The sequence below is a fragment of the Streptomyces corchorusii genome (genome assembly GCF_001514055.1).
Lineage (GTDB): Bacteria > Actinomycetota > Actinomycetes > Streptomycetales > Streptomycetaceae > Streptomyces > Streptomyces olivaceoviridis.
The window spans coordinates 170,644-192,951 of record NZ_KQ948363.1 but is presented as its reverse complement, the minus strand read 5'-3'; the positions used below and the strand labels follow the sequence as shown (position 1 = coordinate 192,951).

At 72.3% G+C, this 22,308-nt stretch carries 21 protein-coding genes and 1 riboswitch; of the genes, 4 read left to right on the top strand and 17 right to left on the bottom strand.

Annotation, left to right across the window (positions count from 1 at the left end; genetic code table 11):
- Nucleotides 1–8: 8 nt before the first annotated feature.
- From ribH to AQJ11_RS31070, 4 genes are read right to left on the bottom strand one after another with little or no spacing between them, the layout of a single operon-like run.
- Nucleotides 9–494, bottom strand: coding sequence for a 6,7-dimethyl-8-ribityllumazine synthase (ribH, locus tag AQJ11_RS31085; RefSeq protein WP_014671488.1), 486 nt, complete (start codon nucleotides 492–494; stop codon nucleotides 9–11).
- Nucleotides 495–517: 23 nt separating this feature from the next.
- Nucleotides 518–1,831 carry a bifunctional 3,4-dihydroxy-2-butanone-4-phosphate synthase/GTP cyclohydrolase II gene (locus tag AQJ11_RS31080; protein ID WP_059265375.1) on the bottom strand — a complete coding sequence of 438 codons (1,314 nt, stop codon included), beginning with the start codon at nucleotides 1,829–1,831 and terminating at the stop codon, nucleotides 518–520.
- The gene (locus AQJ11_RS31075) at nucleotides 1,828–2,469 is read right to left on the bottom strand and encodes a nicotinamide mononucleotide transporter family protein (RefSeq protein WP_059265374.1); all 642 of its coding nucleotides are present in this window, start codon (nucleotides 2,467–2,469) and stop codon (nucleotides 1,828–1,830) included. The genes AQJ11_RS31080 and AQJ11_RS31075 overlap by 4 nt, the downstream gene beginning before the upstream one ends.
- On the bottom strand, nucleotides 2,466–3,071 hold the full coding sequence (locus AQJ11_RS31070; RefSeq protein WP_014671491.1) for a riboflavin synthase: 606 nt from the start codon (nucleotides 3,069–3,071) through the stop codon (nucleotides 2,466–2,468). The genes AQJ11_RS31075 and AQJ11_RS31070 overlap by 4 nt, the downstream gene beginning before the upstream one ends.
- Before the next feature lie 162 nt (nucleotides 3,072–3,233).
- A riboswitch (FMN riboswitch) is annotated at nucleotides 3,234–3,364 on the bottom strand.
- A 259-nt stretch (nucleotides 3,365–3,623) separates the two neighbouring features.
- Between AQJ11_RS31070 and AQJ11_RS31065 the strand changes: the two genes are divergently transcribed.
- Complete coding sequence (locus AQJ11_RS31065; protein ID WP_059265421.1) at nucleotides 3,624–3,998, top strand: hypothetical protein; 375 nt, start codon at nucleotides 3,624–3,626, stop codon at nucleotides 3,996–3,998.
- A 45-nt stretch (nucleotides 3,999–4,043) separates the two neighbouring features.
- Here the strand turns inward: AQJ11_RS31065 and AQJ11_RS31060 are convergent, their stop codons facing one another.
- Nucleotides 4,044–5,696: an ROK family transcriptional regulator gene (locus AQJ11_RS31060; protein WP_059265373.1), complete on the bottom strand. Its 1,653-nt coding sequence runs from the start codon at nucleotides 5,694–5,696 to the stop codon at nucleotides 4,044–4,046.
- Between the two features lie 140 nt (nucleotides 5,697–5,836).
- Between AQJ11_RS31060 and AQJ11_RS31055 the strand changes: the two genes are divergently transcribed.
- Nucleotides 5,837–7,048 (top strand): MFS transporter, encoded by a 1,212-nt coding sequence (locus AQJ11_RS31055; RefSeq protein ID WP_059265372.1) that lies wholly within the window; start codon nucleotides 5,837–5,839, stop codon nucleotides 7,046–7,048.
- Here AQJ11_RS31055 and AQJ11_RS31050 read toward each other — a convergent pair.
- Both AQJ11_RS31050 and AQJ11_RS31045 read right to left on the bottom strand, forming a co-directional pair.
- On the bottom strand, nucleotides 7,008–7,466 hold the full coding sequence (locus tag AQJ11_RS31050; RefSeq protein ID WP_014671495.1) for an acyl-CoA thioesterase: 459 nt from the start codon (nucleotides 7,464–7,466) through the stop codon (nucleotides 7,008–7,010). The genes AQJ11_RS31055 and AQJ11_RS31050 overlap by 41 nt on opposite strands.
- Before the next feature lie 108 nt (nucleotides 7,467–7,574).
- A complete protein-coding gene (locus AQJ11_RS31045; protein WP_059265371.1) occupies nucleotides 7,575–8,843 on the bottom strand; it encodes an alginate lyase family protein in 1,269 nt (422 codons plus the stop codon).
- 148 nt (nucleotides 8,844–8,991) lie between these two features.
- Here AQJ11_RS31045 and AQJ11_RS31040 point away from each other — a divergent pair, with 148 nt between their 5' ends.
- Nucleotides 8,992–10,395 (top strand): uracil-xanthine permease family protein, encoded by a 1,404-nt coding sequence (locus AQJ11_RS31040; protein ID WP_014671497.1) that lies wholly within the window; start codon nucleotides 8,992–8,994, stop codon nucleotides 10,393–10,395.
- Between the two features lie 76 nt (nucleotides 10,396–10,471).
- Nucleotides 10,472–11,158, top strand: coding sequence for a DUF5995 family protein (locus AQJ11_RS31035; RefSeq protein WP_058079824.1), 687 nt, complete (start codon nucleotides 10,472–10,474; stop codon nucleotides 11,156–11,158).
- Nucleotides 11,159–11,232: 74 nt separating this feature from the next.
- Here AQJ11_RS31035 and AQJ11_RS31030 read toward each other — a convergent pair whose 3' ends face one another.
- The 10 genes from AQJ11_RS31030 to AQJ11_RS30985 form a co-directional block, all read right to left on the bottom strand.
- On the bottom strand, nucleotides 11,233–12,930 hold the full coding sequence (locus tag AQJ11_RS31030; RefSeq protein ID WP_059265370.1) for a flavin monoamine oxidase family protein: 1,698 nt from the start codon (nucleotides 12,928–12,930) through the stop codon (nucleotides 11,233–11,235).
- A gap of 47 nt (nucleotides 12,931–12,977) precedes the next feature.
- Nucleotides 12,978–13,766, bottom strand: coding sequence for a carbon-nitrogen hydrolase family protein (locus tag AQJ11_RS31025; RefSeq protein ID WP_014671500.1), 789 nt, complete (start codon nucleotides 13,764–13,766; stop codon nucleotides 12,978–12,980).
- Between the two features lie 301 nt (nucleotides 13,767–14,067).
- Nucleotides 14,068–14,520: an Lrp/AsnC family transcriptional regulator gene (locus AQJ11_RS31020; RefSeq protein ID WP_014671501.1), complete on the bottom strand. Its 453-nt coding sequence runs from the start codon at nucleotides 14,518–14,520 to the stop codon at nucleotides 14,068–14,070.
- A 27-nt stretch (nucleotides 14,521–14,547) separates the two neighbouring features.
- Entirely contained in the window at nucleotides 14,548–16,035 is a 1,488-nt protein-coding gene (locus AQJ11_RS31015) for an amino acid permease (protein ID WP_041665023.1), read from the bottom strand.
- Between the two features lie 373 nt (nucleotides 16,036–16,408).
- Entirely contained in the window at nucleotides 16,409–17,851 is a 1,443-nt protein-coding gene (locus AQJ11_RS31010) for a GuaB1 family IMP dehydrogenase-related protein (RefSeq protein ID WP_014671504.1), read from the bottom strand.
- 132 nt (nucleotides 17,852–17,983) lie between these two features.
- Nucleotides 17,984–18,313 carry a barstar family protein gene (locus AQJ11_RS31005; protein WP_014671505.1) on the bottom strand — a complete coding sequence of 110 codons (330 nt, stop codon included), beginning with the start codon at nucleotides 18,311–18,313 and terminating at the stop codon, nucleotides 17,984–17,986.
- Nucleotides 18,310–18,711 (bottom strand): guanyl-specific ribonuclease, encoded by a 402-nt coding sequence (locus AQJ11_RS31000; RefSeq protein WP_014671506.1) that lies wholly within the window; start codon nucleotides 18,709–18,711, stop codon nucleotides 18,310–18,312. The genes AQJ11_RS31005 and AQJ11_RS31000 overlap by 4 nt, the downstream gene beginning before the upstream one ends.
- 99 nt (nucleotides 18,712–18,810) lie before the next feature.
- The gene (locus tag AQJ11_RS30995; RefSeq protein WP_058079828.1) at nucleotides 18,811–19,854 is read right to left on the bottom strand and encodes a sugar-binding transcriptional regulator; all 1,044 of its coding nucleotides are present in this window, start codon (nucleotides 19,852–19,854) and stop codon (nucleotides 18,811–18,813) included.
- 90 nt (nucleotides 19,855–19,944) lie between these two features.
- Nucleotides 19,945–20,631, bottom strand: a complete 687-nt coding sequence (gene rpe, locus AQJ11_RS30990) for a ribulose-phosphate 3-epimerase (protein ID WP_058079829.1) — start codon at nucleotides 20,629–20,631, stop codon at nucleotides 19,945–19,947.
- A gap of 119 nt (nucleotides 20,632–20,750) precedes the next feature.
- A complete protein-coding gene (locus AQJ11_RS30985; protein ID WP_059265369.1) occupies nucleotides 20,751–22,169 on the bottom strand; it encodes an RsmB/NOP family class I SAM-dependent RNA methyltransferase in 1,419 nt (472 codons plus the stop codon).
- Nucleotides 22,170–22,308 lie beyond the last annotated feature (139 nt).

Below are 22,308 nucleotides of genomic sequence, written 5' to 3'. Positions count from 1 at the left end.
CCGGCCCCTCAGTGCCAGGGTTCGGATACTGAGCGGAGCGTGGCCGCGGTCGCGACGGCGGCGGTCACCGCCTCGTGGCCCTTGTCCTCGTTCGAGCCCTCCAGGCCGGCCCGGTCCAGGGCCTGCTCCTCGGTGTCGCAGGTGAGCACGCCGAAGCCGACGGGCACCCCGGTCTCGACGGAGACCTGGGTGAGGCCCTGGGTGACGCCCTGGCACACGTAGTCGAAGTGGGGGGTGCCGCCCCGGATGACGACGCCGAGCGCGACCACGGCGTCGTAGCCGCGGCCCGCGAGGACCTTGGCGGCGACCGGCAGTTCGAAGCTGCCGGGGACCCGGATCAGCGTCGGCTCGTCGATGCCCAGCTCACCCAGGGCGCGCAGGGCGCCGTTCACCAGACCGTCCATCACCTGCTCGTGCCACTGCGCCGCGATGACGGCGACCCGGAGGTCGCTCACATTGCGTACGGACAGTTCCGGTGCACCCTTGCCGCTCACGTCTCTCCTCAGTGCTTTCGTGCTTACTGGTTGCCGCAGGTGGCCGCGGACGCGGCCACCGGAGCCGACACGGCGGGCGTGTCGAGCCAGGGCAGGTCGTGCCCCATCCGGTCCCGCTTGGTGCGCAGGTACCGGAGGTTGTGCTCGCCGGCCTGGACGGGCATCGGCTCGCGGCCGGTGACCTTCAGGCCGTGGCGCAGCAGCGCCTCGGTCTTGTCGGGGTTGTTGGTCATCAGCCGCACGCCCCGTACGCCGAGGTCGGCGAGGATCCGCGCGCCGGCGCCGTAGTCGCGGGCGTCGGCGGGCAGGCCGAGTTCCAGGTTGGCGTCCAGGGTGTCGTGGCCCTGCTCCTGGAGCTCGTAGGCGCGCAGCTTGGACAGCAGGCCGATGCCGCGTCCCTCGTGTCCGCGCAGGTAGACGACGACGCCCCGGCCCTCGGCCTGGATGCGTGCCAGGGCGGTGTCCAGCTGGGGGCCGCAGTCGCAGCGCAGGGAGCCGAAGACGTCGCCGGTGAGGCATTCGGAGTGGACGCGGACCAGCACGTCCTCGCCGTCGCCGAGCTCGCCGTGGACGAGGGCGACGTGTTCGACGCCGTCGACGGTGGACCGGTAGCCGTAGGCGGTGAAGGTGCCGTGCCGGGTGGGCAGGCGGGTCTCGGCCTCGCGGCGGACGGTGGGCTCGCTGCCGCGGCGGTAGGCGATCAGGTCCTCGATGGAGATGATCGTCAGGCCGTGCTTGCGGGCGAACGGGATCAGCTCGGGCAGCCGGAGCATCCGGCCGTCCTCACCGGCGATCTCCACGATGGCGCCGGCCGGGCGGAGCCCGGCGAGCCGGGCGAGGTCGACGGCGGCCTCGGTGTGGCCGTTGCGCACCAGGACGCCGCCGGACCGGGCGCGCAGCGGGAAGACGTGGCCGGGGCGGACGAAGTCGGTGGGTTCCGCCGTGCCGCTCGCGAGCAGTTGGAGCGTCGTCGCCCGGTCGGCGGCCGAGATGCCGGTGCTCACGCCGTGGGCGGCGGAGGCGTCCACCGAGATGGTGAACGCGGTCTTCATCGACTCGGTGTTGTCCTGGACCATCTGCGGCAGCTTGAGCCGGTCCAGCTCCTCGCCCTCCATGGGGGCGCAGATCAGGCCCCGGCACTCGCTCATCATGAAGGCGACGATCTCGGGGGTCGCCTTCTCGGCGGCGATGACGAGGTCGCCCTCGTTCTCCCGGTCCTCGTCGTCCACGACGACCACCGGGCGGCCCGCCGCGATGTCGGCGATGGCCCGCTCGACCGGGTCGAGGACGAGGTTCTCGGTGTCGTCGGTTCCGTACAGCAGCGGTGCGGAGGTCATGCCGGGACTCCTTCCAGTGCGGGCCGCGGGCCCCGGCGGGAGCGCAGCCACCAGTCGCGCATGCCCCACAGGACGAGCGCGCCGTAGATGACGTAGACGAAGCCGGAGAAGGCGTAGCCGTTGGCGAAGTTGAGGGGGACGCCGACGAGGTCGACGAGCAGCCAGGCGATCCAGAACTCGACCATGCTCTTGGCCTGGGCGTACATCGCGACGACGGTGCCGACGAAGATGTAGGCGTCGGGCCAGGGGTCCCAGGAGAGCTTCGGGTAGGCCGTGAAGAGCAGGGCGACGGCGACGGTGCCGGCGGCTGCGGCGGCGAGCATGCCCGCGCGCTCCCGCCAGGTGGCGAAGCGAGGGGTGATGTGGCCGTCGTCGGACCGGTCCTTGGTGCGCTGCCACTGCCACCAGCCGTACAGCGCGACGGCCATGACGACGACCTGCTTGCCGGCGCTGCCGGTCAGGTGGCCGTAGAAGGCGGCGAACAGGACCAGGCCGGACAGGAACTGCACGGGCCAGGTCCACAGGGAGCGGCGCCAGCCGAGGGCGAGGGTGATGAGGCCCAGGATGTTGCCGGTCATGTCGGACCAGATGATGTGCTGGCCGAAGAGGGTGAACGCCTCGGAGTTCAGCCAGTTCACTTGCCGGCCCCCTGTCCGGCCGCGAGCAGCCGCTCCACGTACTTGGCGATGACGTCCACTTCGAGGTTGACCGGGTCGCCGGGCTGCTTCAGGCCGAGCGTGGTGAGGGCGAGGGTGGTCGGGATGAGGCTGACGGTGAAGTAGTCGGGGCCGGCCTCCACGACGGTGAGGCTGATGCCGTCGACGGTGATGGAGCCCTTCTCCACGACGTAGCGGGAGAGGTCCGCGGGGAGGGAGATCTTCACGATCTCCCAGTGCTCGGAGGGGGTGCGGGCCAGGATCTCGCCGGTGCCGTCCACGTGTCCCTGCACGATGTGTCCGCCGAGGCGGGCGCCGACGGCGGTGGGGCGCTCCAGGTTGACGCGGGAGCCGAGGGTGAGCGCGCCCAGGCTGGAGCGCTTCAGGGTCTCGGCCATGACGTCGGCGGTGAATTCGTCGCCCTCTTGCTCGACGACCGTGAGACAGACCCCGTTCACGGCGATGGAGTCACCGTGGCGTGCGCCCTCGGTCACGACGGGGCCGCGGAGCCGGAAGCGGGAGGAGTCGCCGAGATTCTCGACGGCGGTGACTTCACCCAGTTCTTCGACGATTCCGGTGAACACTTCCCGGGTCCTCCTGCCTCTTCGGGCACGGACTCCGGGGCTGTCGATGACGACAGAAAGGTACGGATGAGCACACACCGGGGGCGTCGCCGAAAGGAACACGCCCGCGCACGGACGCGTCCGGATACGGCGGCGCGCACACGGGAAACGCATGCCCGCCCGCCGCGCACTGCCTCCCATCCGGACTTTAACCGTCGGTCCAGGAATTTCACCTGGTCAACCGGCCGCTGGAAGCGACCGGGTCGCGGACTGTAACCGCCGGTTCGGACTTTCACCGACCCCGGAGTGCGCTGCTTCTGGTACAGGGCCAGTGTGCCACGCCTGGCGCGCGTCCATGCGGGTGAAGGGTGTGGGGTCGCTCACAGCACGTGCCACCGCCTTCGCGTCCCGCAGCCGCCCGTGCCAACTGGCCGGTACGCAAGGAGCATTGGCTCCGGTCCGGACCATTGACCGTACTGGTCTAGTCCTTTTAGGGTGCGGACGGGTCCGGCGGCGGTGACGACGGCCCTTGCCCGCCGCCGGGCCGCCACCGCGCCGCGTACAGTCACCCGCATGACGGCACCGGTGATCCGCGCGATCGAGTGGGACGGAACGGCGTGGGACGACCCCTCCGAGGACCAACTCCACGACCTGCTCGCGGACATGAGCCTGACCTGGCGCTTCGTCATCGTCGAGCGGCTCGACCGGGAGCCCGCCGGGCACCACTACATGCAGGTGTACCTCAACGACGACCTGAGCTACCAGGTGGAGTACCGCGAGGGCGGCCCGGAGCGGCACTTCCAGGCCCGGGTCCCGCGCGAGCACGAGGTGTTCGCCGTCGAGCCCGTGGCCGAGGTGGTACGGGCCTGGGCGTTCGGACGACCGGGCTGGCGGGAGGCCCTGCCGTGGGTGCCGTGGCGGCCTTCGGGGGAGCCGGTGCTGCCCTGATGTCCCAGGACGCGGGGTCGGGCGGCCGGCCGCTGCGGCGGCGCGTCAGCCGCCCATGCGGTCCGGTGGCGCGAACAGTTCGTCCTGGGCCCGGTCCCGGGCGGTGAGGAGCGCGCCGCGGAGTACGGCCGTCCCGCCGAGGCTGCTCGCCCGCACCTCGGTGACCAGCGGCGACATCCGGCGCAGCCGCTCCTCGACCAGCCCGGCGAGCACCGCGCCCCCGGCCTGGCCGACCTCCCCGCCGAGCACCACGCAGCCGGGGTCAAGAACAGCCACCACGGATGCGGCACCGACGGCGATCCGGTCGGCGAGGATACGGAGGAAGCGGGCGGCGGGAAGGTCGCCGGGCAGGGCCGCCGGGGGCGCGCCGCCCGGCCCCGCCTGTGGGGGCGCCCCGCATCCGGGACGCCCCGGTGCCGCTGCCGCAGCCGGCACCGACGCGGCGCCAGCACCGGGCCGTGCCACCGTTTCCCGCGCCACCGGTCCGGTCCCCGCCGACCCCGACTCCGACGCGGATTCCGACTCCGACTCCGACGCGGAACCCCGGCCCGGATCGATGCCGGGCGCCCGCGCAGCAGGTCCCGCCTCCCCCGAGGCAGACGCGGTCGTGGCATCCGGCTCCGCGCCCGCCGTCACGTCCGTCCCACCGGGCCGCTTCACATCCCCCTCACCCAACCGCGCATCCCCCTCACCCGGCCGCGCCACCGGCACCGCCGTCCTCGGCCCCGTCACGGGCACCGGCACCCCCTCCCCCGCCTTCTCCACCTCCGCCACCGCGCCCCGCACCGCCTCCGCCGCGCCGGGGCCGTCCGGTGTGGCAGGGGTCGGGAGGCCGCACTCGGCCGCGAGGGAGGTGACCGCCGCCGCGCCGGTGAGGGAGTGGAAGCCGCCGGTGCAGTCGGTGGCCGAGGGCAGCGCGGCCGTTCCCGGGACCGGCAGGAAGCCGATCTCGCCGGTGCCGCCGGAAGCCCCGCGGCGCAGGGTGCCGTCCAGGACGACCGCGGCGCCGACGCCGTGGCCGAGCCAGAGCAGGACGAAGGTGTCCCGGTCGCGCGCGGCGCCCTCGCGCTGCTCGGCCAGGGCGGCCAGGTTGGTCTCGTTCTCGACGGTGACCCGCGCGCCGGGCAGCCGGTCCTGGAGGGTGACGGTCAGGCTGCGGTGCCAGGCGGGCAGTCCGGCCGAGTCGCGGAGGTCTCCGGTGGCCGGGTCGATCAGGCCGGGCGCGCCGATGCCGACGGTGTGCAGCGTCCCCCACCCTCGAACGCCCTCGCGCGGGGGCGCCGCCATGGCGGCGGCCTCCTTCGCGGCGCTCTCCACCGCCGCCACCGCCTGCTCCACGGCGGGTCCGGTCCCGGCGTCGGGGCCGATCGGCACGGACGCCTCGGCGAGCACCCGGCCGAGCAGGTCGGAGACGAGGACGAAGACGCCCTCGGTGCGGACGTCGAGCGCGGCGAGGTGGGCGCGGTCGGCGACGATGCCGTAGAGCCGGGCGTTGGGGCCCCGGCGCTGTTCGCCGGACTCGCCGACCACCGTGATCAGACCGGAGGCCGTGAGCCGGTCGACCAGGTCGGCGACCGTCGGCCGGGACAGTCCCGTCAGCTGCTTCAACTGCCCTGCCGTGAGCGGGCCTTCCTGCTGCAACAGCCGCAGGGCCAGCCGGTCGTTGAGGGCCCGGGCGGTGCTGGGTGATGCGGGCATGGCGGGAATCCTCCCAGATCGCCGTGGCGGGACCTGGCCTGGTACGCGCTATCTATCAGGCAGGGTTCCTGATAGTTTACGGCGCGTCGCAGTGGAGCGGCGCCTACGGGGGCGGGCAGTCCCGGGGAGGGGACAGGATCATGAGTGACGTGACGCGTGCGGGCGACGAGGTCAGGCGCGCCCGGTACGCCGTGGCGGCCGTCTTCGCCGTGCACGGCGCCGTGACCGGCTCGTTCGCGACGCGTGTGCCGTGGATCCAGGACCACACCTCGCTCGGCGCGGGCCAGTTGGGGTTCGCGCTGGCCTTCACGGCGTTCGGCGCCTCGTGCGCGATGCCGCTCGCGGGCGGGATCACCCATCGTTTCGGCAGCCGTACGGCCCTGCGCGGGCTGCTCGCGCTGTGGACGCTCTCCCTGATCCTGCCGTCGATCGCGCCGAACCTGGTCACCTTGTGCCTGGCGATGTTCGTCTACGGCGCGAGCGCGGGCATGGCGGATGTCGCGATGAACGCGCTCGGTGTGGAGGTCGAGCGCCGGCTCGGGAAGTCGATCATGTCGGGTCTGCACGGCATGTGGAGCGCGGGCGCGCTGATCGGCTCGGCCGCCGGCACCCTCGCCGCGCACCTCGGCGCGGACGCGCGCGTGCACTTCGCCCTGGCCGCGACCGTCCTCACCCTGCTCGGCCTGGTGGCCTGCACCTGGGTGCTGGACCTCCAGCCCGCCGCGGACGAGGAGGCGCCCCCGCGGTTCGCGCTGCCGCCGCGCTCCGCCCTGCTGATCGGCGCGGTCGGCTTCTGCGCGGTGTTCGCGGAGGGCGCGAACCTGGACTGGTCGGCGGTGTTCCTGCGGGACCGGCTGGACAGTTCGGCCGGGCTGGCGGCGGCCTCCACGACCGGGTTCATGCTGACCATGGCGGTGGCGCGGATCGCCGGGGACGCTGTGGTGAACCGTTTCGGCGCGGTCCGCACGGTGCGGGCCGGCGGTGTCCTGGCCGGGCTGGGCGGCCTGCTGGTCGTGCTCGCCGGACATCCGGCGGTGGCGATGGCCGGGTTCGCGCTGATGGGGCTCGGCATCGCGGTGGTCGTACCGCTGTGCTTCGCGGCGGCCGGGCACGCGGGCCCGAACCCCAGCCAGGCCATCGCGGGCGTGGCGACCATCACCTACACCTCGGGGCTGATCGCGCCGAGCCTGATCGGCGGGGTGGCCCAGGCGACCAGCCTGATGGTGTCCTTCGTGGTGGTGACGGCCCTGGCGTGCGGGCTCGCGGTCTTCGCGGGCGTGCTGCGCACCGCCGAGCGCGGCGGCGGCGAGGTCAGCCGGCGGGCCGCAGCAGTTCCCGACCCACGGCCCTGAAGGTCTCGCTCCAGGGCGCGGGGCGCAGGGTCGCCGCGTCCAGCCGGACCAGCACGCGGGTGCCCCGGGCGTAGGTCTCACTCCCGTCGGCCGAGCAGAACCGGAAGCCGTAGGTGAGGCCGGTGGTGCCGAGCCGTTCCAGCCAGAGGTGGACGGCGTAGGCGCCGGGGCGGGTGACCGGTGCCTCGTAGCCGATGCGCAGCTCACGGACCGCGTTGCAGGCGTCGCCGGCCGCCGCCCAGTCGCCGTCGAAGCGGACGCCGTGCTCGCTCCACAGTTCGGTCCAGGCGCGCTCGACCATCAGCGGGTAGCGGGCGTTGTGCAGCAGCCCGAGCGCGTCGAGGTCGTCGAAGTGGACGGTGACGGGGATCAGCCGGCCGTAGGAGACGGCGGGGGCGGTCGGGGCTTCGGCGGTCACGGGAAGGGCTCCTGAGCAGCGCTGTTGGGGTGGCGACACCCCCGTACAGCACCATACTAAGCGACCGCTCAGGAGCCCGGCCGGGAAGCCCCCGGGTCGGTGAGGGGGTCAACCCGCTATCGAGTCCAGTTGCTCGGCGGCGGGCCGCAGCGCCCAGAGGTCTCCCCCGGGCGGCGCCTCCAGCTTCGGCAGGGCCGCCTTGGCCGACGGGTCACCGGCGTCGGCCGCCGCGTGCACCACGTCGGCCGCCGCGTAGCGGTGGAATTCCAGCTCCGGGTGCGGCCAGGCGGCGGCACCGGTCGCGGCGGGCAGCAGGTAGTCGACCGCCTTGAACAGGCTCTGCCCGTCCGGCCCCGCGTAGTCCCACAGGTTCACCCCGACGTGCCGGCCGATGGCCGCGAGCCGGGTGTAGGCGACCAGGTCGAAGGTCGAGTAGTGCCAGCTCCGGGTCCGGGTGAGCTCCTGGGGCTGGCTGCCGTCGGCCGCGATCTGCGGGTCGATCCGCTTCGCGCGCGCGTCCAGCACGGTCCGCCGGGCGAGCGCGGTGTCACCGGTGGCGTAGGCGAGGGCGGCGAGCTGCATGTCGTAGAAGGTGCCGTGGTTGTTGGCGGCGGCGCCCTCCTGCCGGCCGAAGTCGCTGTTCGTCAGCCAGTCGCGGAAGTCCTCGTTCCACCGGGTCATCGCGGTGCGGTCGGCGGCCGTCCAGCCGGGTGCCCCGGTGGCGAGGATCGCCTGTGCGTCCAGGACGCTGGTGTAGGACTGCGAGAAGTCGATGATGCCGATGGCCCGGCCGTCGTACTTGCACGGGATGAACTGGGCGTGGTCCAGGTCGGGGTTCATCCGGGTGGCCGGGTCGAGGAACCAGGTGCGCAGGATCTGCCCGGCCTTCTCGGCGTAGCTGCGCCTGCCGGTGTAGTACCAGGCGAGCGAGAGGTCGTACGTCGCGTCGAAGACCTTCTCCACGTCCTGCCGGTCGGTCCCGCTGTCGACCTCCGGATTGCGCCGGCCGTCGCGCTGGACGTACGGGCAGCCCCAGGGGTTGTCGGCGGTGGGGGCGGTCGTGGGCCACCAGTAGGGGGCCTGGCTCAGGTAGTCGTGGACGTCGCCGCCGGGGGCGGGCTTCGGCTTGTCGACGACCGCCCAGGGGCCCTGGTCCAGCCAGGTGTCGGCGCGGGTGGTCAGGTCCGCGAGGGAGTGCCGGAGCCGGGGGTCGTGGGGCAGCCGGGCCCGGGTCTGCCGGAGGCGGACGCCGTCGAGGACCGCGGTCCGCGGAGCCGCCTTGGACGGGGACGGTGCGGCGTGGGCGGAGGGGACGAGCAGGGCTCCGAGGGCCACCACGGCGGTGAGGAGCGCGGCGGCACGGGGTCTTCCACTCATTCGGGCACTCCGATCTTCGCTCGACCCGATCAGACGCTCGATCAGGTATGTGAACGCAGTTCATGAGGAGGACCGTGTGAGCGTAGAGCCGCCAGGTACCCCTGACAATGGTGCGGAACCTCTTCACGTACAGAAAGCGAAACCCCTCATGGATCTCGGCGTGCGCTGGAAGCTGCACGGTGACGGGCGCACGCCCGCGCCCGGAGCGGTGGTACGCCCCGACGAACGGCTGTCCTGGCCCCGCACCGTGGGCCTGGGCGCCCAGCACGTGGTGGCGATGTTCGGCGCCTCGTTCGTGGCCCCCGTGCTCATGGGCCTGGACCCCAACCTGGCGATCATGATGTCGGGCGTGGCGACCATGATCTTCCTGCTCGCCACCCGCGGCCGGGTGCCGAGCTACCTCGGCTGCTCCCTGTCCTTCGTGGGGGTGGCCGCCGTCATCCGCGCCCAGGGCGGTACGAGCGCGACCGTGACCGGCGCGGTCCTCGTCGTCGGTGCCGTGCTGTTCCTGGTCGGCCTCGCGGTGCAGCGCTTCGGGGCGCGGATCATCCACGCCGCCATGCCGCCGATCGTCACCGGCGCCGTCGTCATGCTGATCGGCTTCAACCTGGCCCCGGTGACCGCGTCCACCTACTGGCCGCAGGACCAGTGGACGGCCCTGCTGGTGATGCTCTTCACCGGTCTGGCGGTCGTCTGCCTGCGCGGTTTCTGGTCCCGCGTCGCGATCTTCCTGGGCCTGGTGTTCGGCTACGGCGTCTCCTGGGCGTCCGACCGGATCTTCGGCAAGATCCACTCGGTGGACGCCGGCGGCAAGCTCACCGACCACTGGCGCCTGGACCTCTCCGGCGTCTCCAAGGCCGACTGGATCGGCCTGCCGTCCTTCCACGGCCCGACCTTCCAGTGGTCGGCGGTCCTGGTCGCGCTGCCGGTCGTCATCGCGCTGGTCGCCGAGAACGCGGGCCACGTCAAGGCGGTCGGCGAGATGACCGGCGACCCGCTGGACGACAAGCTCGGTACGGCGATCTCCGCGGACGGCGTCGCCTCCGTGCTGTCGACGGCCGTCGGCGGCCCGCCCAACACCACCTACTCCGAGAACATCGGCGTGATGGCCGCGACCCGTGTCTACTCCACCGCCGCCTACTGGGCCGCCGCCGGCTTCGCGCTGCTCTTCGGCGTCTGCCCCAAGTTCGGCGCGGTCGTCGCCGCGATCCCCGGCGGGGTGCTCGGCGGCATCACCGTCATCCTCTACGGCATGATCGGCCTGCTCGGCGCCCAGATCTGGCTGCACGCCAAGGTGGACCTGCGCAACCCGCTGAACCTGGTGCCGGCCGCCGCGGGCATCATCATCGGCGTCGGCAACGTCACCATGAAGTTCACCGACACCTTCTCGCTCAGCGGCATCGCCCTCGGCACGCTGGTCGTCATCACCGGCTACCACGCGCTGCGCGCCTTCGCCCCGGCCCACCTGAAGAAGCAGGAACCGCTGCTGGACGAGGGCACGTCCTCCTACGACACCGGCGCGGACACGGCCGCCCCGCGCGCCGAGTCGTAGTCCGGCGTTCCCCCGTTCCGGCGAAGCACCGGGCCGGTCGGCACGCCGGCCGGCCCCGGGCTGGGACCCTTCCCCCATGGTGCAGTTGGAACACCTCACCGCCCCCGTCGACGCCGTCGTCGCACGGATGCGCGCGCTGGACGCGGCCCTGCCCCCACGGGACGGAGTCGCCGTGTTCAACCGGGTCTACCTCGCCGTCACCGAGGAGGTCGACCGGCGCCTGGACGCCGGGGAGTTCCCGGACCCGCGCGCGGCGACCGCGCTGGACGTGCGGTTCGCCGAGCGCTATCTGTCGGCGGTGGACGCGGTCGCCGCGGACCACCGCCCGCCCGCCTGCTGGCGGCCCCTGTTCCAGTTCCGCCGCCATCCCGGAGTACGACCGCTCCAGTTCGCGCTGGCGGGCATCAACGCGCACATCGGGCACGACCTGGCCCTGGCCGTGGTCGACGCCTGCCACACGCTCGGCTGTGAACCGGCCGACCTGGAGGACGAGTTCGACCGCGTGGGCGACCTGCTGGTGTCGCTGGAGGAGCGCATCCGCGAGGATCTGATGCCGGGCCCCGACCTGTTCCAGATCGCCGACCCGCTCACCCATCTGCTGGGCTCCTGGAGCCTGGAGCGGGCCCGGGAGGCGACCTGGGCGGCGGCCCGGGCCCTGTGGGTGCTGCGGCACTGCGCCGACGTGGCCGAGGAGTTCACCGAACGGCTGGACGCGGCGGTGGGGTTCGCGGGCCGGATGCTGCTGACACCGCTGGCCGACTGAGGTCCCGGCGCACGGGAAAGGGCGCGGGGGCCAAAGTCCGTGGCCGGCCGCCGCGCCCTGGTCCGCCTCCCGGGTCAGTCCTCGGGAAGCTCCACCGGCGCGATCTCGTCGTAGACGTCACCCGGACCGGCGTTCGCCGCGTCGGTCGCGCCGCCGAAGTGGTGCATGACGCCCCAGACCGCGTTCAGCGCGGTCTGCACGGCACCCTCGGCCCAGCCGGCCGTCCAGGAGATGTCGTCGCCGGCGAGGAAGATGCCCCGCTTGTCCTCGGGCAGCCGGTCCTGCACGAAGTGCGTGAACAGGCGCCGCTGGTAGCGGTAGTGGCCGGGCAGGTTGGCCTTGAACGCGCCCATGAAGTAGGGCTCGTTCTCCCAGGAGACGGTCACCGGGTTGCCGATGATGTGCTTCCTGATGTCGACCTTCGGGTAGATCTCGCCGAGCGACTTCAGCATGACCTCCATCCGCTCGTTCGCGGACAGCGGCAGCCACTTCAGGCTGTCGTCGCACCAGGTGTAGGACAGGCAGATGACAGCGGGCTTGTCCGGGCCGTCGTCCAGCAGGTAGGTGCCGCGGGTCATGCGGTCGGTGAGCGTCATCGACATGACGTCCCGGCCGGTCTCCTCGTCCTTGTCCAGCCAGAACGGCCGGTCCACGGGCACGAAGAGCTTGGAGCTCTCCATGTAGTGGGTGCGCTCGATCGCGGTCCAGTGGTCGATCGGGAACAGCGAGTCGTCGCAGTCGATCTTGGACAGCAGCATCCAGGACTGGGCGGTGAAGATCGCCGCCCGGTAGGTGCGGATGTCGCCGTGCGCGTCGGTGACGGTGATCTGGTTGCCGGCGGTGCGGTGCAGCCGGGTCACGGCCGGGCGCGGCTCGCCGTCCACGTGCAGGGACTTGAGCGAGGTGCCGTACGGCCAGTGGACGATCTTCTCGGGCTCGCGCTCCCACAGGCGCAGCGGCAGTTGCTGGGAGCCGCCGACGATGCCGCGGTGATGGTCGTCGGCCTCGGTGTAGACGACGCGGAGGATCTCCAGGATGGAGTTCGGGAAGTCGGTGTCCCAGCCGCCGGTGCCGAAGCCGACCTGGCCGAAGATCTCGCGGTGCCGGAAGGACTTGAAGGCCTCGGAGTCGCAGAGGAAGCCGTAGAAGGTCTGGTTGTCCAGCTTCTCGACGAGCTTCGCCCAGATCTCGCGGATGCGCGGGACGTCCCGCTCGCGCATCGCGCGGTTCATGTCGGAGAAGTCGGCCCCCTCCTCCAGGCACCTGTTCCAGGCGTCGGCGACGTCCCGGTACACCTGGGGCAGGTCGTCGATCGTCTCGGCGTAGTGCGACTCGCCCTTGAGGTCGACCACGGTGGACGGGGTCGCCTCGGCCAGGGGGTTCGGGAACGGCCTGGTCTCCAGGCCGACCAGGTCGATGTAGTGCTGGAGCGCGGTGGAGGACGGCGGGAAGCGCATCGCGCCCATCTCGGCGGTCAGCGAGTCGTCGCAGCCCTCGAAGCCGACCGTGCGGAGCCGGCCGCCGATCTGGTCGGCCTCGTAGACGACGGGCTTGAGACCCATCTTCATCAGCTCGTACGCGGCCACGATGCCGGACAGGCCGCCGCCGATGATCGCGACCTCGGTGCCGTGCTCGGTCGCCGGCACCTGGCCGAGGCCCGCCGGGTGGGCGAGGAAGTCGTCGTAGGCGTAGGGGAAGTCCGGGCCGAACATGGTGATCGGCGGCTGCTGCTCGTCGGTGTGCTCGACGGCGTTGGGCACCGTGGACGTCATGGGGTACGGACTCCTTGCACGGGTGGTTCGGGGGAATGCTCGGGTGTTCAGACGAGGGACCCGTACAGACCGGGGCGGCGGTCCTTCAGGTACGGGTTGTGCTCGCGGGAGGCGGCCAGGAAGGCGGGGTCGGCGTCGGCGAGCACCAACTGCTCGGCACGGCCGGCGCGGGTGCGGGCGACACCGTCGGGACCGGCGAGGACGGAGAGGCCGACGAACTCGAACTCGCCTTCCTGGCCGACCCGGTTGACGTAGGCGACGTACATCTGGTTCTCGAAGGCGCGCACCGGGATCATCGACTCGGCGACGAACTGGAAGGGGTGCATCTGCGCGGTCGGCACGACCAGCAGGTCGGTGCCGGCCAGGGCGTGGGCGCGGACGTTCTCCGGGAACTCGACGTCGTAGCAGATCAGCAGGCCCACGGTGAGGCCGTTCAGCTCGGCCTGGACGACCTGCTGCCCGCCCGGCGTGAAGTGGTCGCGCTCGAAGCAGCCGAAGAGGTGGGTCTTGCGGTAGTTCGCGAGCCGGGTGCCGTCGGCGGAGATCAGCTGGGCGGAGTTGAAGACGGCGTCGCCGTCGCGCTCGGGGTAGCCGTAGGCGAGGGCGAGGCCGTGCCGGGTGGCGATCTCGGCGATCGCGTCGGCGGAGTCGCCGTCGGCGGGCTCGGCGAGGCGGGCGATGCCGTCGCCGATCGCGTACCCGGTGAGGAACATCTCCGGTGCGGCCAGCAGTCCGGCGCCCGCGGCGGCGGCCCGGCCCGCGGCCTCGTCGAGGACCTTGAGGTTCTCGGTGACCGAGCCGGGGCGGCCGGAGCTCTGGAGCAGGGCGGTGCGCATGCGTGATCCTCACCGGAACGGGGGGTTTGGGGGGCCAGGAAGAAGGTACGTTCGGCGCGCTCGGCCGGACAAGAAGGAGCCGTTGCGCGCCGGTGCGCGGTTTGTTGCGCCGATGAGGGGCTGGGCGGCGATTCGTTGCGCGGGACCGGTGAGGGCGGCGGGAGGGGCGCGGAAAAGGGCTCGGGGCGCCTTGCCGTCGGCCGGGTGCGGGTGGTCCGGGGCGCTCGCGCGGTTCCCCGCGCCCCTTCAGGGGCTGATCCGCACCCGGTGACGACGAGGCGCCCCGAGCCGTGGTCCGCTCCTACCCCGGCGCCCCGGAGGAGAAGCGGCGCAGCAGCGGCGACAGCACCAGCACCGACTTGGTCCGCTCCACGAACGGCTCCCCGGCGATCCGCTCCAGCACGCGCTCGAAGTGGCGCATGTCGGACGCGAAGACCTGCGCGACGGCGTCCGCGTCCCCGGTGACGGTGGACGCGGCCACGACCTCCTGGTACCGCTCCAGCCCCCGCTGGATCGTCTCCGGCGAGGTGTTGCGCCGGCAGTAGATCTCGATGAACCCCTCGGTCTCCCAGCCGAGCGCCGCCGGATCCACCCGCACGGTGAATCCGGTGATGGCTCCGGTGGCCCGCAGCCGGTCCACGCGCCGCTTCACCGCGGGCGCGGACAGGCCGACCATCTGCCCGATGTCCGCGTAGGAGCGGCGGGCGTCCTCGGCGAGGGCGTGCACGATGCGTTCGTCGAGATCGTTCAGCACTGGGGGTCGTTCACTTCTTCGGTCCGGTCACTTCTCTGCCGTCGCCGCGAGAGCGTCATCGGCCGCGAGACGGGAACGGCGGTAGCCGTACAGGAAGTAGAACACGAGCCCGGCGGCCATCCAGCATCCGAAGACCACCCAGGTGACGGTGTCGAGGCTGAACATGTTGTACGCGCAGAACAGGAAGCCCAGCACCGGCAGGACCGGGCCGAACGGCACCCGGAACGCGCGCTCCAGCTCCGGGCGCCTGACCCGCAGCACGATCACCGCGATGTTGACCAGACCGAAGGCGAACAGCGTGCCGATGCTGGTGGCGTCGACGAGCTTGCCCAGCGGGATGAGGGCGGCGAGCGCACCGCAGAAGAGGGACACGATCACCGTGTTGAGGCGGGGCGCGCCGGTCTTCGGGTGGATCCTGCCGAGCGCCTTCGGCACCAGGCCGTCGCGGGCCATCGCGAAGAGGATGCGGGTCTGGCCGTAGAGCACGGTGAGCACCACGCTCGCGATGGAGATGACCGCGCCGAGCGCGAGCAGCGTGCCCCAGAAGGTCTGACCGCTGACGTCGTTCATGATCCCGGCGAGGGCGGCCTCGGAGCCGTCGAACTTCTTCCAGTTCCAGGCGCCGACGGCGACGGCCGCGACGAGCACGTACAGCGCGGTCACGATGATCAGCGACAGCATGATCGCCCGCGGCAGGTCCCGCTTGGGGTCCTTCGCCTCCTCACCGGCGGTGGAGGCGGCGTCGAAGCCGATGTACGAGAAGAACAGCGTGGCACCGGCGGCGCTGACCCCGGTGATGCCCAGCGGCATGAAGTCGGCGTAGTTGCCCGACTTGAAGCCCATGACGCCGATCGCGCAGAACAGCACCAGCGCGGCGATCTTCACACAGACCATGATCGTGTTGGCGCGGGCGGACTCCCGCGCGCCGCCGAGCAGGAGCACCATCGCCAGCAGGACGACGACCAGGGCCGGCAGGTTGATGACACCGCCCTCGCCCGGCGCCGAGGACAGAGCGGCCGGGATGGTGACGCCGATGGTGCCGTCCAGCAGTTCGTTCAGGTACTCGCCCCAGCCGACGGCGACCGCGGCCACCGACACGCCGTACTCCAGCACGAGACACCAGCCGCAGACCCAGGCGACCAGTTCGCCCATCGTTGCGTACGCATACGAGTAGGAGGAGCCGGCGACCGGGATGCTGCCGGCCAGTTCGGCGTACGACAGGGCCGAGAACAGCGCCGTGAGACCGGCGATGACGAAGGCGAGGGTGACCGCGGGACCGGCCTTGGGGACGGCGTCGCCGAGGACGACGAAGATGCCGGTGCCGAGGGTGGCACCGATGCTGATCATGGTCAGCTGCCACAGCCCGAGGGAGCGCCTGAGCTGCCCTCCCTCACCGTGGCCGCCCTCCGCGACCAGGTGTTCCACGGGCTTGCGACGCATGAGGCGCGCGGCGACGCCCGGGGACGCGGGGGCCGCCGATGGCCGGTGGTGCGGGGGTGCGCCTTGGTCGAGCACGCGCTGGCTCCTTATCGCTGCCGGTGGTTGCGGGGCGGGCCGGCAGAAGGGCCGGCCCTCGTGGGCGGGAACCGGCGGAGCCTGCGAGGGCAGGGACCCGCCGAGCGGGGTCCCCGCCACGCCACGTACTAGCGCAGCACCCTACGAGGCGGGCCTTCACGGGCGTAATGCAGCAACCTTGCGTATGCCCGCATGATCATTGCGTTCATCGGGACGGAATGACAAATCGTTGCGCGCGCCCTGTCGACCTTTGCGCACGCGTCCCGGGCGTCCCGTCTCCCCGACCGGCTTCCCTCTCGGTGCCGGACACGCCGACGGCCCCTGTCGGTCCCGGGCACGGGATCGACAGGGGCCGTCGGAGGCGGAGCGGAGGTCAGTTCCAGCTGGCGTGCAGCGGCTTGCCCTCGGCGTAGCCGGCCGCGCTCTGGATGCCGACGACGGCCTTCTCGGCGAACTCCTCCAGGGAGCCGGCACCGGCGTAGGTGCAGGAGGAGCGGACGCCCGCGATGATCGAGTCGATCAGGTCCTCGACGCCCGGGCGGGCCGGGTCGAGGAACATGCGGGAGGTGGAGATGCCCTCCTCGAACAGCGCCTTGCGAGCGCGGTCGTACGCCGACTCCTCCGACGTGCGGTTGGCCACCGCCCGCGCGGAGGCCATGCCGAACGACTCCTTGTAGGCGCGGCCGCTCGCGTCGTGCTGGAGGTCACCGGGCGACTCGTAGGTGCCCGCGAACCAGGAGCCGACCATCACGTTGGACGCGCCGGCGGCGAGCGCCATGGCGACGTCACGCGGGTGGCGGACACCGCCGTCGGCCCACACGTGCTTGCCGTACTTCTTCGCCTCGGCGGCGCACTCCAGGACGGCGGAGAACTGCGGGCGGCCCACGCCGGTCATCATGCGGGTGGTGCACATGGCGCCCGGCCCGACACCGACCTTGATGATGTCCGCGCCGGCGTCGATCAGGTCCTTGACGCCCTGGGCGGAGACGATGTTGCCCGCGGCGATCGGCACCCGCGGGTCGAGCGCGCGCACCACCTTGATGGCGTTGATCATCGACTCCTGGTGGCCGTGCGCGGTGTCGATGACGAGCGTGTCCACGCCCGCGTCGAGCAGCTGCTTGGCCTTGCCCGCGACATCGCCGTTGATGCCGACGGCGGCGGCGATCCGCAGCCTGCCGTTCGCGTCCACGGCCGGCGTGTACAGCGTGGCGCGCAGCGCGCCCTTGCGGGTGAGGATGCCGGCGAGCTTGCCGTCCTTGTCGACGGCCGGTGCGTAGCGGCGGTTGTGCTGGTCCAGGGTGTTGAAGGCCTCGCGCGGGTCGATGTCGGCGTCCAGCAGGAGCAGGTCCTTGGACATGACGACTTCGAGCTGGGTGAAGCGGTCGACACCGGACAGGTCGGCGTCGGTGACGACACCGACGGGCCGGTGGTTCTCGTCCACGACCACGCCGGCGTTGTGCGCCCGCTTGGGCAGCAGCGCCAGGGCGTCGGCGACGGTCTGGTGCGGGGCCAGCACGATCGGGGTGTCGAGCACCAGATGGCGGCTCTTCACCCAGGAGATCACGTCGGTGACGACGTCGATCGGGATGTCCTGCGGGATGACCACCAGGCCGCCCCGGCGGGCCACCGTCTCGGCCATGCGGCGGCCGGCGATGGCGGTCATGTTGGCGACGACGAGCGGGATGGTGGTGCCCGTGCCGTCCGGCGAGGCCAGGTCCACGCCCTGACGCGAGCCGACCGCGGAACGGCTCGGCACCATGAACACGTCGTCGTACGTCAGGTCGTACGCGGGCTGGATGTCATTGAGGAAACGCACGTGCTGCACATCCCAGTCGATCAGAGGCGACCCCCTGACAGGTGTGCCAGGGGGAAAGAGCACGTACTTCATTGTCCCATGTCGGGGCCGCTGTCATGCCCTGACGGATCATCCAGGGTCGGCGCCGATCAGCTAGGAGGTTCCTCCAAGGGCGAGGGCGACGGTGAGCGCCGGCATCACGCGCATGGCCTGCGTGAACACCTCCTGGGCGGTCTCCCACTCCCGGGGCCGCTCCTTCGCGTAGCCCTCCCAGCCCCGCACGACGACCAGGAGCCCGCTGCCCTCGGCCTGCCGCGGCCACACGGACGGGTCGGACAGGGAGTCGGCCAGCGCGTCCCAGTTCCGGCCGAACCAGTCGGGCAGCGACAGGGCCCGCGCGGCGCGGTCCATCAGGCCGGCCTTGTCCGTGACGCCGTCGAGGTCGAGCGCGACCACGAAACGGCCGGTCAGGTCTTCGCTCATCTCAGTACCGCCCGGAACGACTCGTAGTGATCATCGCTGTAGTAGAACTCCCCGCCCTGCCCGGTGACGATGCGCCGGGCCCCGCGGTCGTGCGAGCCGGGGGTCGGCACGGTGTACTCGTGGTAGTAGCCGCGCCGGTGCTCCGGCAGAAGTCTTTCGAAGTTCCCGAAGACGGTCCCGTCCTTGGCGTAGGGGAAGGGGCCGCCCTTGTCGATGAGGGCGAGTGTCCCGCGGGCCTCGGCCGGGAGGCGGGACTCCTGGACGGTGGCCATGCCCCGCGCCCAGGCCGGGGACGCCTGGGAGACGGGGCCGGAGGAGGCGCTGGAGCACCCCGTCAGGAGGACGGCGAGGCAGACCAGCAGCCCGGCGAGAGCGCGGGGGACGAACCGTGGCAGCATGCGGACGATGCTGCCACGGCCGTCCCGCCACGGCCCGCCACCGGACCCGGCCGGACCCGACGGGACTCGGCCGGACCCGGTCAGACCCGGCCGGACCCGTCAGATCCCGTCGGGGTCCTGACGGCTGAGCGCCGGCTTCGGGGTCGGGCCCGCCGTCATCAGGTAGTCGGCGGCCGAGGTGTCGGTCACCAGGCTGGTGACCAGCCCGGAGCGCAGCACCGCGTCGATCGCGGCGGCCTTGCGCTGCCCGCCCGCGATGGCCACGACCTCCGGGACACGGCGCAGCTGGTCGGCCTTGACCGTGATGCACCGCTCGCCCAGGTCCCGCCCGATCCGGCGCCCCTCGGCGTCGAAGAGGTGGGCCGACATCTCGGCGGCGACCCCGAGCGAGGCGTAGTGCGCGCGCTCCTCGTCGCTGAGCATGTCGTGCACGGTCGAGATGCCCGGCTCCCAGGAGCCGATGGAGACACAGGCGACCGTGACCTTGTCGAAGTACTCGAAGGCGCGGGCGATCCCGGTCTGGTGGCGCAGCGCGCCCGCGGTGGCCGCGTCCGGCAGCAGCATCGGCGCGTAGATGGGGTGCGCGTCGCCGCCGGACACCTGAGCGGCCCGGCGGACGGCCTCCACCGAGCCGCGCTCGGCGGTCCCGGCGTCGTACACGCCCGTCAGCTGCACCACCGTGCACGGCGGCAGCCGGTCGAGCGCCGCCGCCATGTGGATGGTGGACCGGCCCCAGGCCAGCCCGAGCACGTCCCCCTCGTTGACGAGTTCGCCGAGCAGGTCGGCGGCGACCTCGCCGAGGTTCTCGGGGTCGGGGGTCTCCTCGGCCTCCGCCGGGGATTCGACCACGACGGCGTGCCTCAGGCCGTAGCGGGCGCGGAGCGCGTCGGAGCGCTCGGCGTCCAGTTCGGCCGGCACACGGATCTCGATGCGTACGAGGTCCCTTTCGAGGGCAGTCTCCAGTACCCGGGCCACTTTGAAGCGGCTGACGCCGAACTCCTCCGCGATCTGGATCTTGGACTTGCCTTCGAGGTAGAAGCGGCGGGCCATGGCCGCCGCCTGCACCAGCTCAGCGGGTCCCATCCGCATGGCTGACCGGCCCGCCGACATACCCGACACGGCGATCTCCTCACTGCTGTTCACACTCTGGATTCGCCGTTCATCCTTGCAGATTCGGGGCGACTGATCTGCCCTGATGGGCGCCGTTCACTTAACCGTTCACTTGGCCGTGGCTCAGTGGTCGCATGCCCAGGACGCCTTGGCGGTGGCCGTCTCCGCCTGGGCGCGCAGGGCACGTACCGCCTCCGCCGGGTCCTTCGCACCGTAGACGGCCGAGCCGGCGACGAACACGTCCGCTCCCGCGTCCGCGCACCGCTCGATCGTCGAGGCCGAGACCCCGCCGTCGACCTGCAACCACAGCTCCAGACCGTGCTTCTTGATCAGCTCACGGGTGCGGCGGATCTTCGGCAGCATGATGTCGAGGAACGCCTGGCCGCCGAAGCCGGGCTCCACCGTCATGACGAGCAGCATGTCGAGTTCCGGCAGCAGGTCCTCGAACGGCTCGATCGGCGTCGCCGGCTTGAGCGCCATGGAGGCGCGGGCGCCCTTGGCGCGGATCTCCCGGGCGAGCCGCACCGGTGCGGCGGCGGCCTCCACGTGGAAGGTGACCGACGACGCCCCCGCCTCGACGTACTGGGGCGCCCACCGGTCGGGGTCCTCGATCATCAGGTGGCAGTCCAGCGGGGTGTCCGTCGCACGGGCCAGGGACTCCACGACCGGCACGCCGAGCGTGAGGTTCGGGACGAAGTGGTTGTCCATGACGTCGACATGGAGGAAGTCGGCGCCTTGGACCGCCTCGGCCTCCTCCGCGAGGCGGGCGAAGTCGGCGGACAGGATGCTGGGGTTGATCTGCACGGCCATGCCCCAAGCCTGCCATGTCGCCGCGCCGGGCTGTAGCGGCGGTCCTCGGGTTGTGGTTCGGCCGCGGGACCGGCGGGGGCTGCTCGCGCAGTTCCCCGCGCCCCTTTCCGGACGCCGGGTTATCCGGTTCTGCGGATCAACGCCAGGTACATCGCGTCCGTGCCGTGGATGTGGGGCCACAGCTGGATGTCCGGGCCCTCGCCGAGGTCGGGTACGCCGGGGAGGAGGGGGCGGGCGTCGATCAGCTCCGTGTCCGGGCACTGCTTGAGCACGTCGGAGACGACCGCGCGGGTCTCCGCCAGATGCGGGGAACAGGTGGCGTAGCCGACGACGCCGCCGACGCGGACGGAGTCGAGGGCGGTGCGCAGCAGGCCGCGCTGGAGCGGGGCGAAGGTGTCCAGGTCCTCGGGGCGGCGGCGCCAGCGGGCCTCGGGGCGGCGGCGCAGGGCGCCGAGGCCGGTGCACGGGACGTCCACCAGCACCCGGTCGAAGCTGCCGGACCGCCACGGCGGGCGGGTGCCGTCGGCCGCGATGACCTGGTACGGCCCCGGGTTGCCGTGCAGGGCCCGGGCCACCAGCCCGGCCCGGTGCGGCTGCTTCTCCGAGGCGAGCAGCGTGGCCCCGCGCTCGGCGGCGAGAGCGGCCAGCAGCGCTGCCTTGCCGCCCGGTCCGGCGCAGCCGTCGAGCCACTTCCCGTCGGGGCCGTCGAGCGGGGCGTTCGCCAGCGCGAGGGCGACCAGCTGGCTGCCCTCGTCCTGGACGCCGGCGCGTCCCTCGCGCACCGCCTCGACCGCGCCCGGCTCGCCGCCCTCGGCGAGCCGCACGGCGTACGGCGACCAGCGCCCGGGTACGGCGGCGTCCTCGCGGAGCAGTTCCTCGGTGGTGGCCCGGCCCGGCCGGGCGACGAGCGTCACCTCGGGCCGCTCGTTGTCCGCCGCCAGCAGCCGCTCGATGCCGGCCCGGCCGCCGCCGAGGGAGTCCCAGAGCGCGGAGACGACCCAGCGGGGATGCGAGTGCACGACGGCGAGGTGGTCCTCGGGATCCTCGTCGTAGGGCGGCGCCACCTTCTCGATCCAGCCGTCGAGATCGTCCTGGGCCACCTTCCGCAGCACGGCGTTGACGAACTTGGCCCGTCCGTCCCCGAGGACCACCCGGGCCAGCTCGACCGAGGCGGACACGGCCGCGTGGGTGGGGATGCGGGTGCCGAGCAACTGGTGCGCGCCCAGGCTCAGCACGTCGAGGACCGGCGGGTCGACCTCACGCAGCGGCCGGTCGACGCAGGCGGCGATGACGGCGTCGTACGTGCCCTGCCGGCGCAGCGTGCCGTACACCAGCTCGGTGGCGAGGGCGGCGTCCCGGGCGTCGAAGTCGCCCTGCTCGCGGGCCTTCCGCAGCAGCGGGGGCAGCACGAGGTTGGCGTACGCGTCCCGCTCGTCCACCGCGCGCAGCGCCTCGAAGGCCAGGATGCGGACGGGGTCCTTCTGGGGACGGCGGTAGGGCTTGGCGGGCTTGCGGGGCCGCCGGGACTGCTCGCTCACGAAAAAGGTGCTCCGGGTGTGAAGGGGGGATGCGCCTCCAGCGTACGTCGCCCCACTCGGCCGGGGGCTCACCGCCCGCGCCCGACCGTGCCGGGGCCGGGGCGCCGGCCGGCGCGTCGACGGCCGGCGCGGGGAGGGG

Coding starts and splice junctions, on each gene's coding strand:
- AQJ11_RS31025 (WP_014671500.1), bottom strand. CDS start 13,766: ATGCGCACCGCCCTGCTCCAGAGCTCCGGCCGCCCCGGCTCGGTCACC.
- AQJ11_RS31005 (WP_014671505.1), bottom strand. CDS start 18,313: ATGAGCGAAGACCTGACCGGCCGTTTCGTGGTCGCGCTCGACCTCGAC.
- AQJ11_RS31065 (WP_059265421.1), top strand. CDS start 3,624: ATGACGGCACCGGTGATCCGCGCGATCGAGTGGGACGGAACGGCGTGG.
- AQJ11_RS31060 (WP_059265373.1), bottom strand. CDS start 5,696: ATGCCCGCATCACCCAGCACCGCCCGGGCCCTCAACGACCGGCTGGCC.
- AQJ11_RS31030 (WP_059265370.1), bottom strand. CDS start 12,930: ATGACGTCCACGGTGCCCAACGCCGTCGAGCACACCGACGAGCAGCAG.
- AQJ11_RS31035 (WP_058079824.1), top strand. CDS start 10,472: ATGGTGCAGTTGGAACACCTCACCGCCCCCGTCGACGCCGTCGTCGCA.
- AQJ11_RS31055 (WP_059265372.1), top strand. CDS start 5,837: ATGAGTGACGTGACGCGTGCGGGCGACGAGGTCAGGCGCGCCCGGTAC.
- AQJ11_RS31080 (WP_059265375.1), bottom strand. CDS start 1,831: ATGACCTCCGCACCGCTGCTGTACGGAACCGACGACACCGAGAACCTC.
- rpe (WP_058079829.1), bottom strand. CDS start 20,631: ATGGCCGTGCAGATCAACCCCAGCATCCTGTCCGCCGACTTCGCCCGC.
- AQJ11_RS31045 (WP_059265371.1), bottom strand. CDS start 8,843: ATGAGTGGAAGACCCCGTGCCGCCGCGCTCCTCACCGCCGTGGTGGCC.
- AQJ11_RS31040 (WP_014671497.1), top strand. CDS start 8,992: ATGGATCTCGGCGTGCGCTGGAAGCTGCACGGTGACGGGCGCACGCCC.
- AQJ11_RS31000 (WP_014671506.1), bottom strand. CDS start 18,711: ATGCTGCCACGGTTCGTCCCCCGCGCTCTCGCCGGGCTGCTGGTCTGC.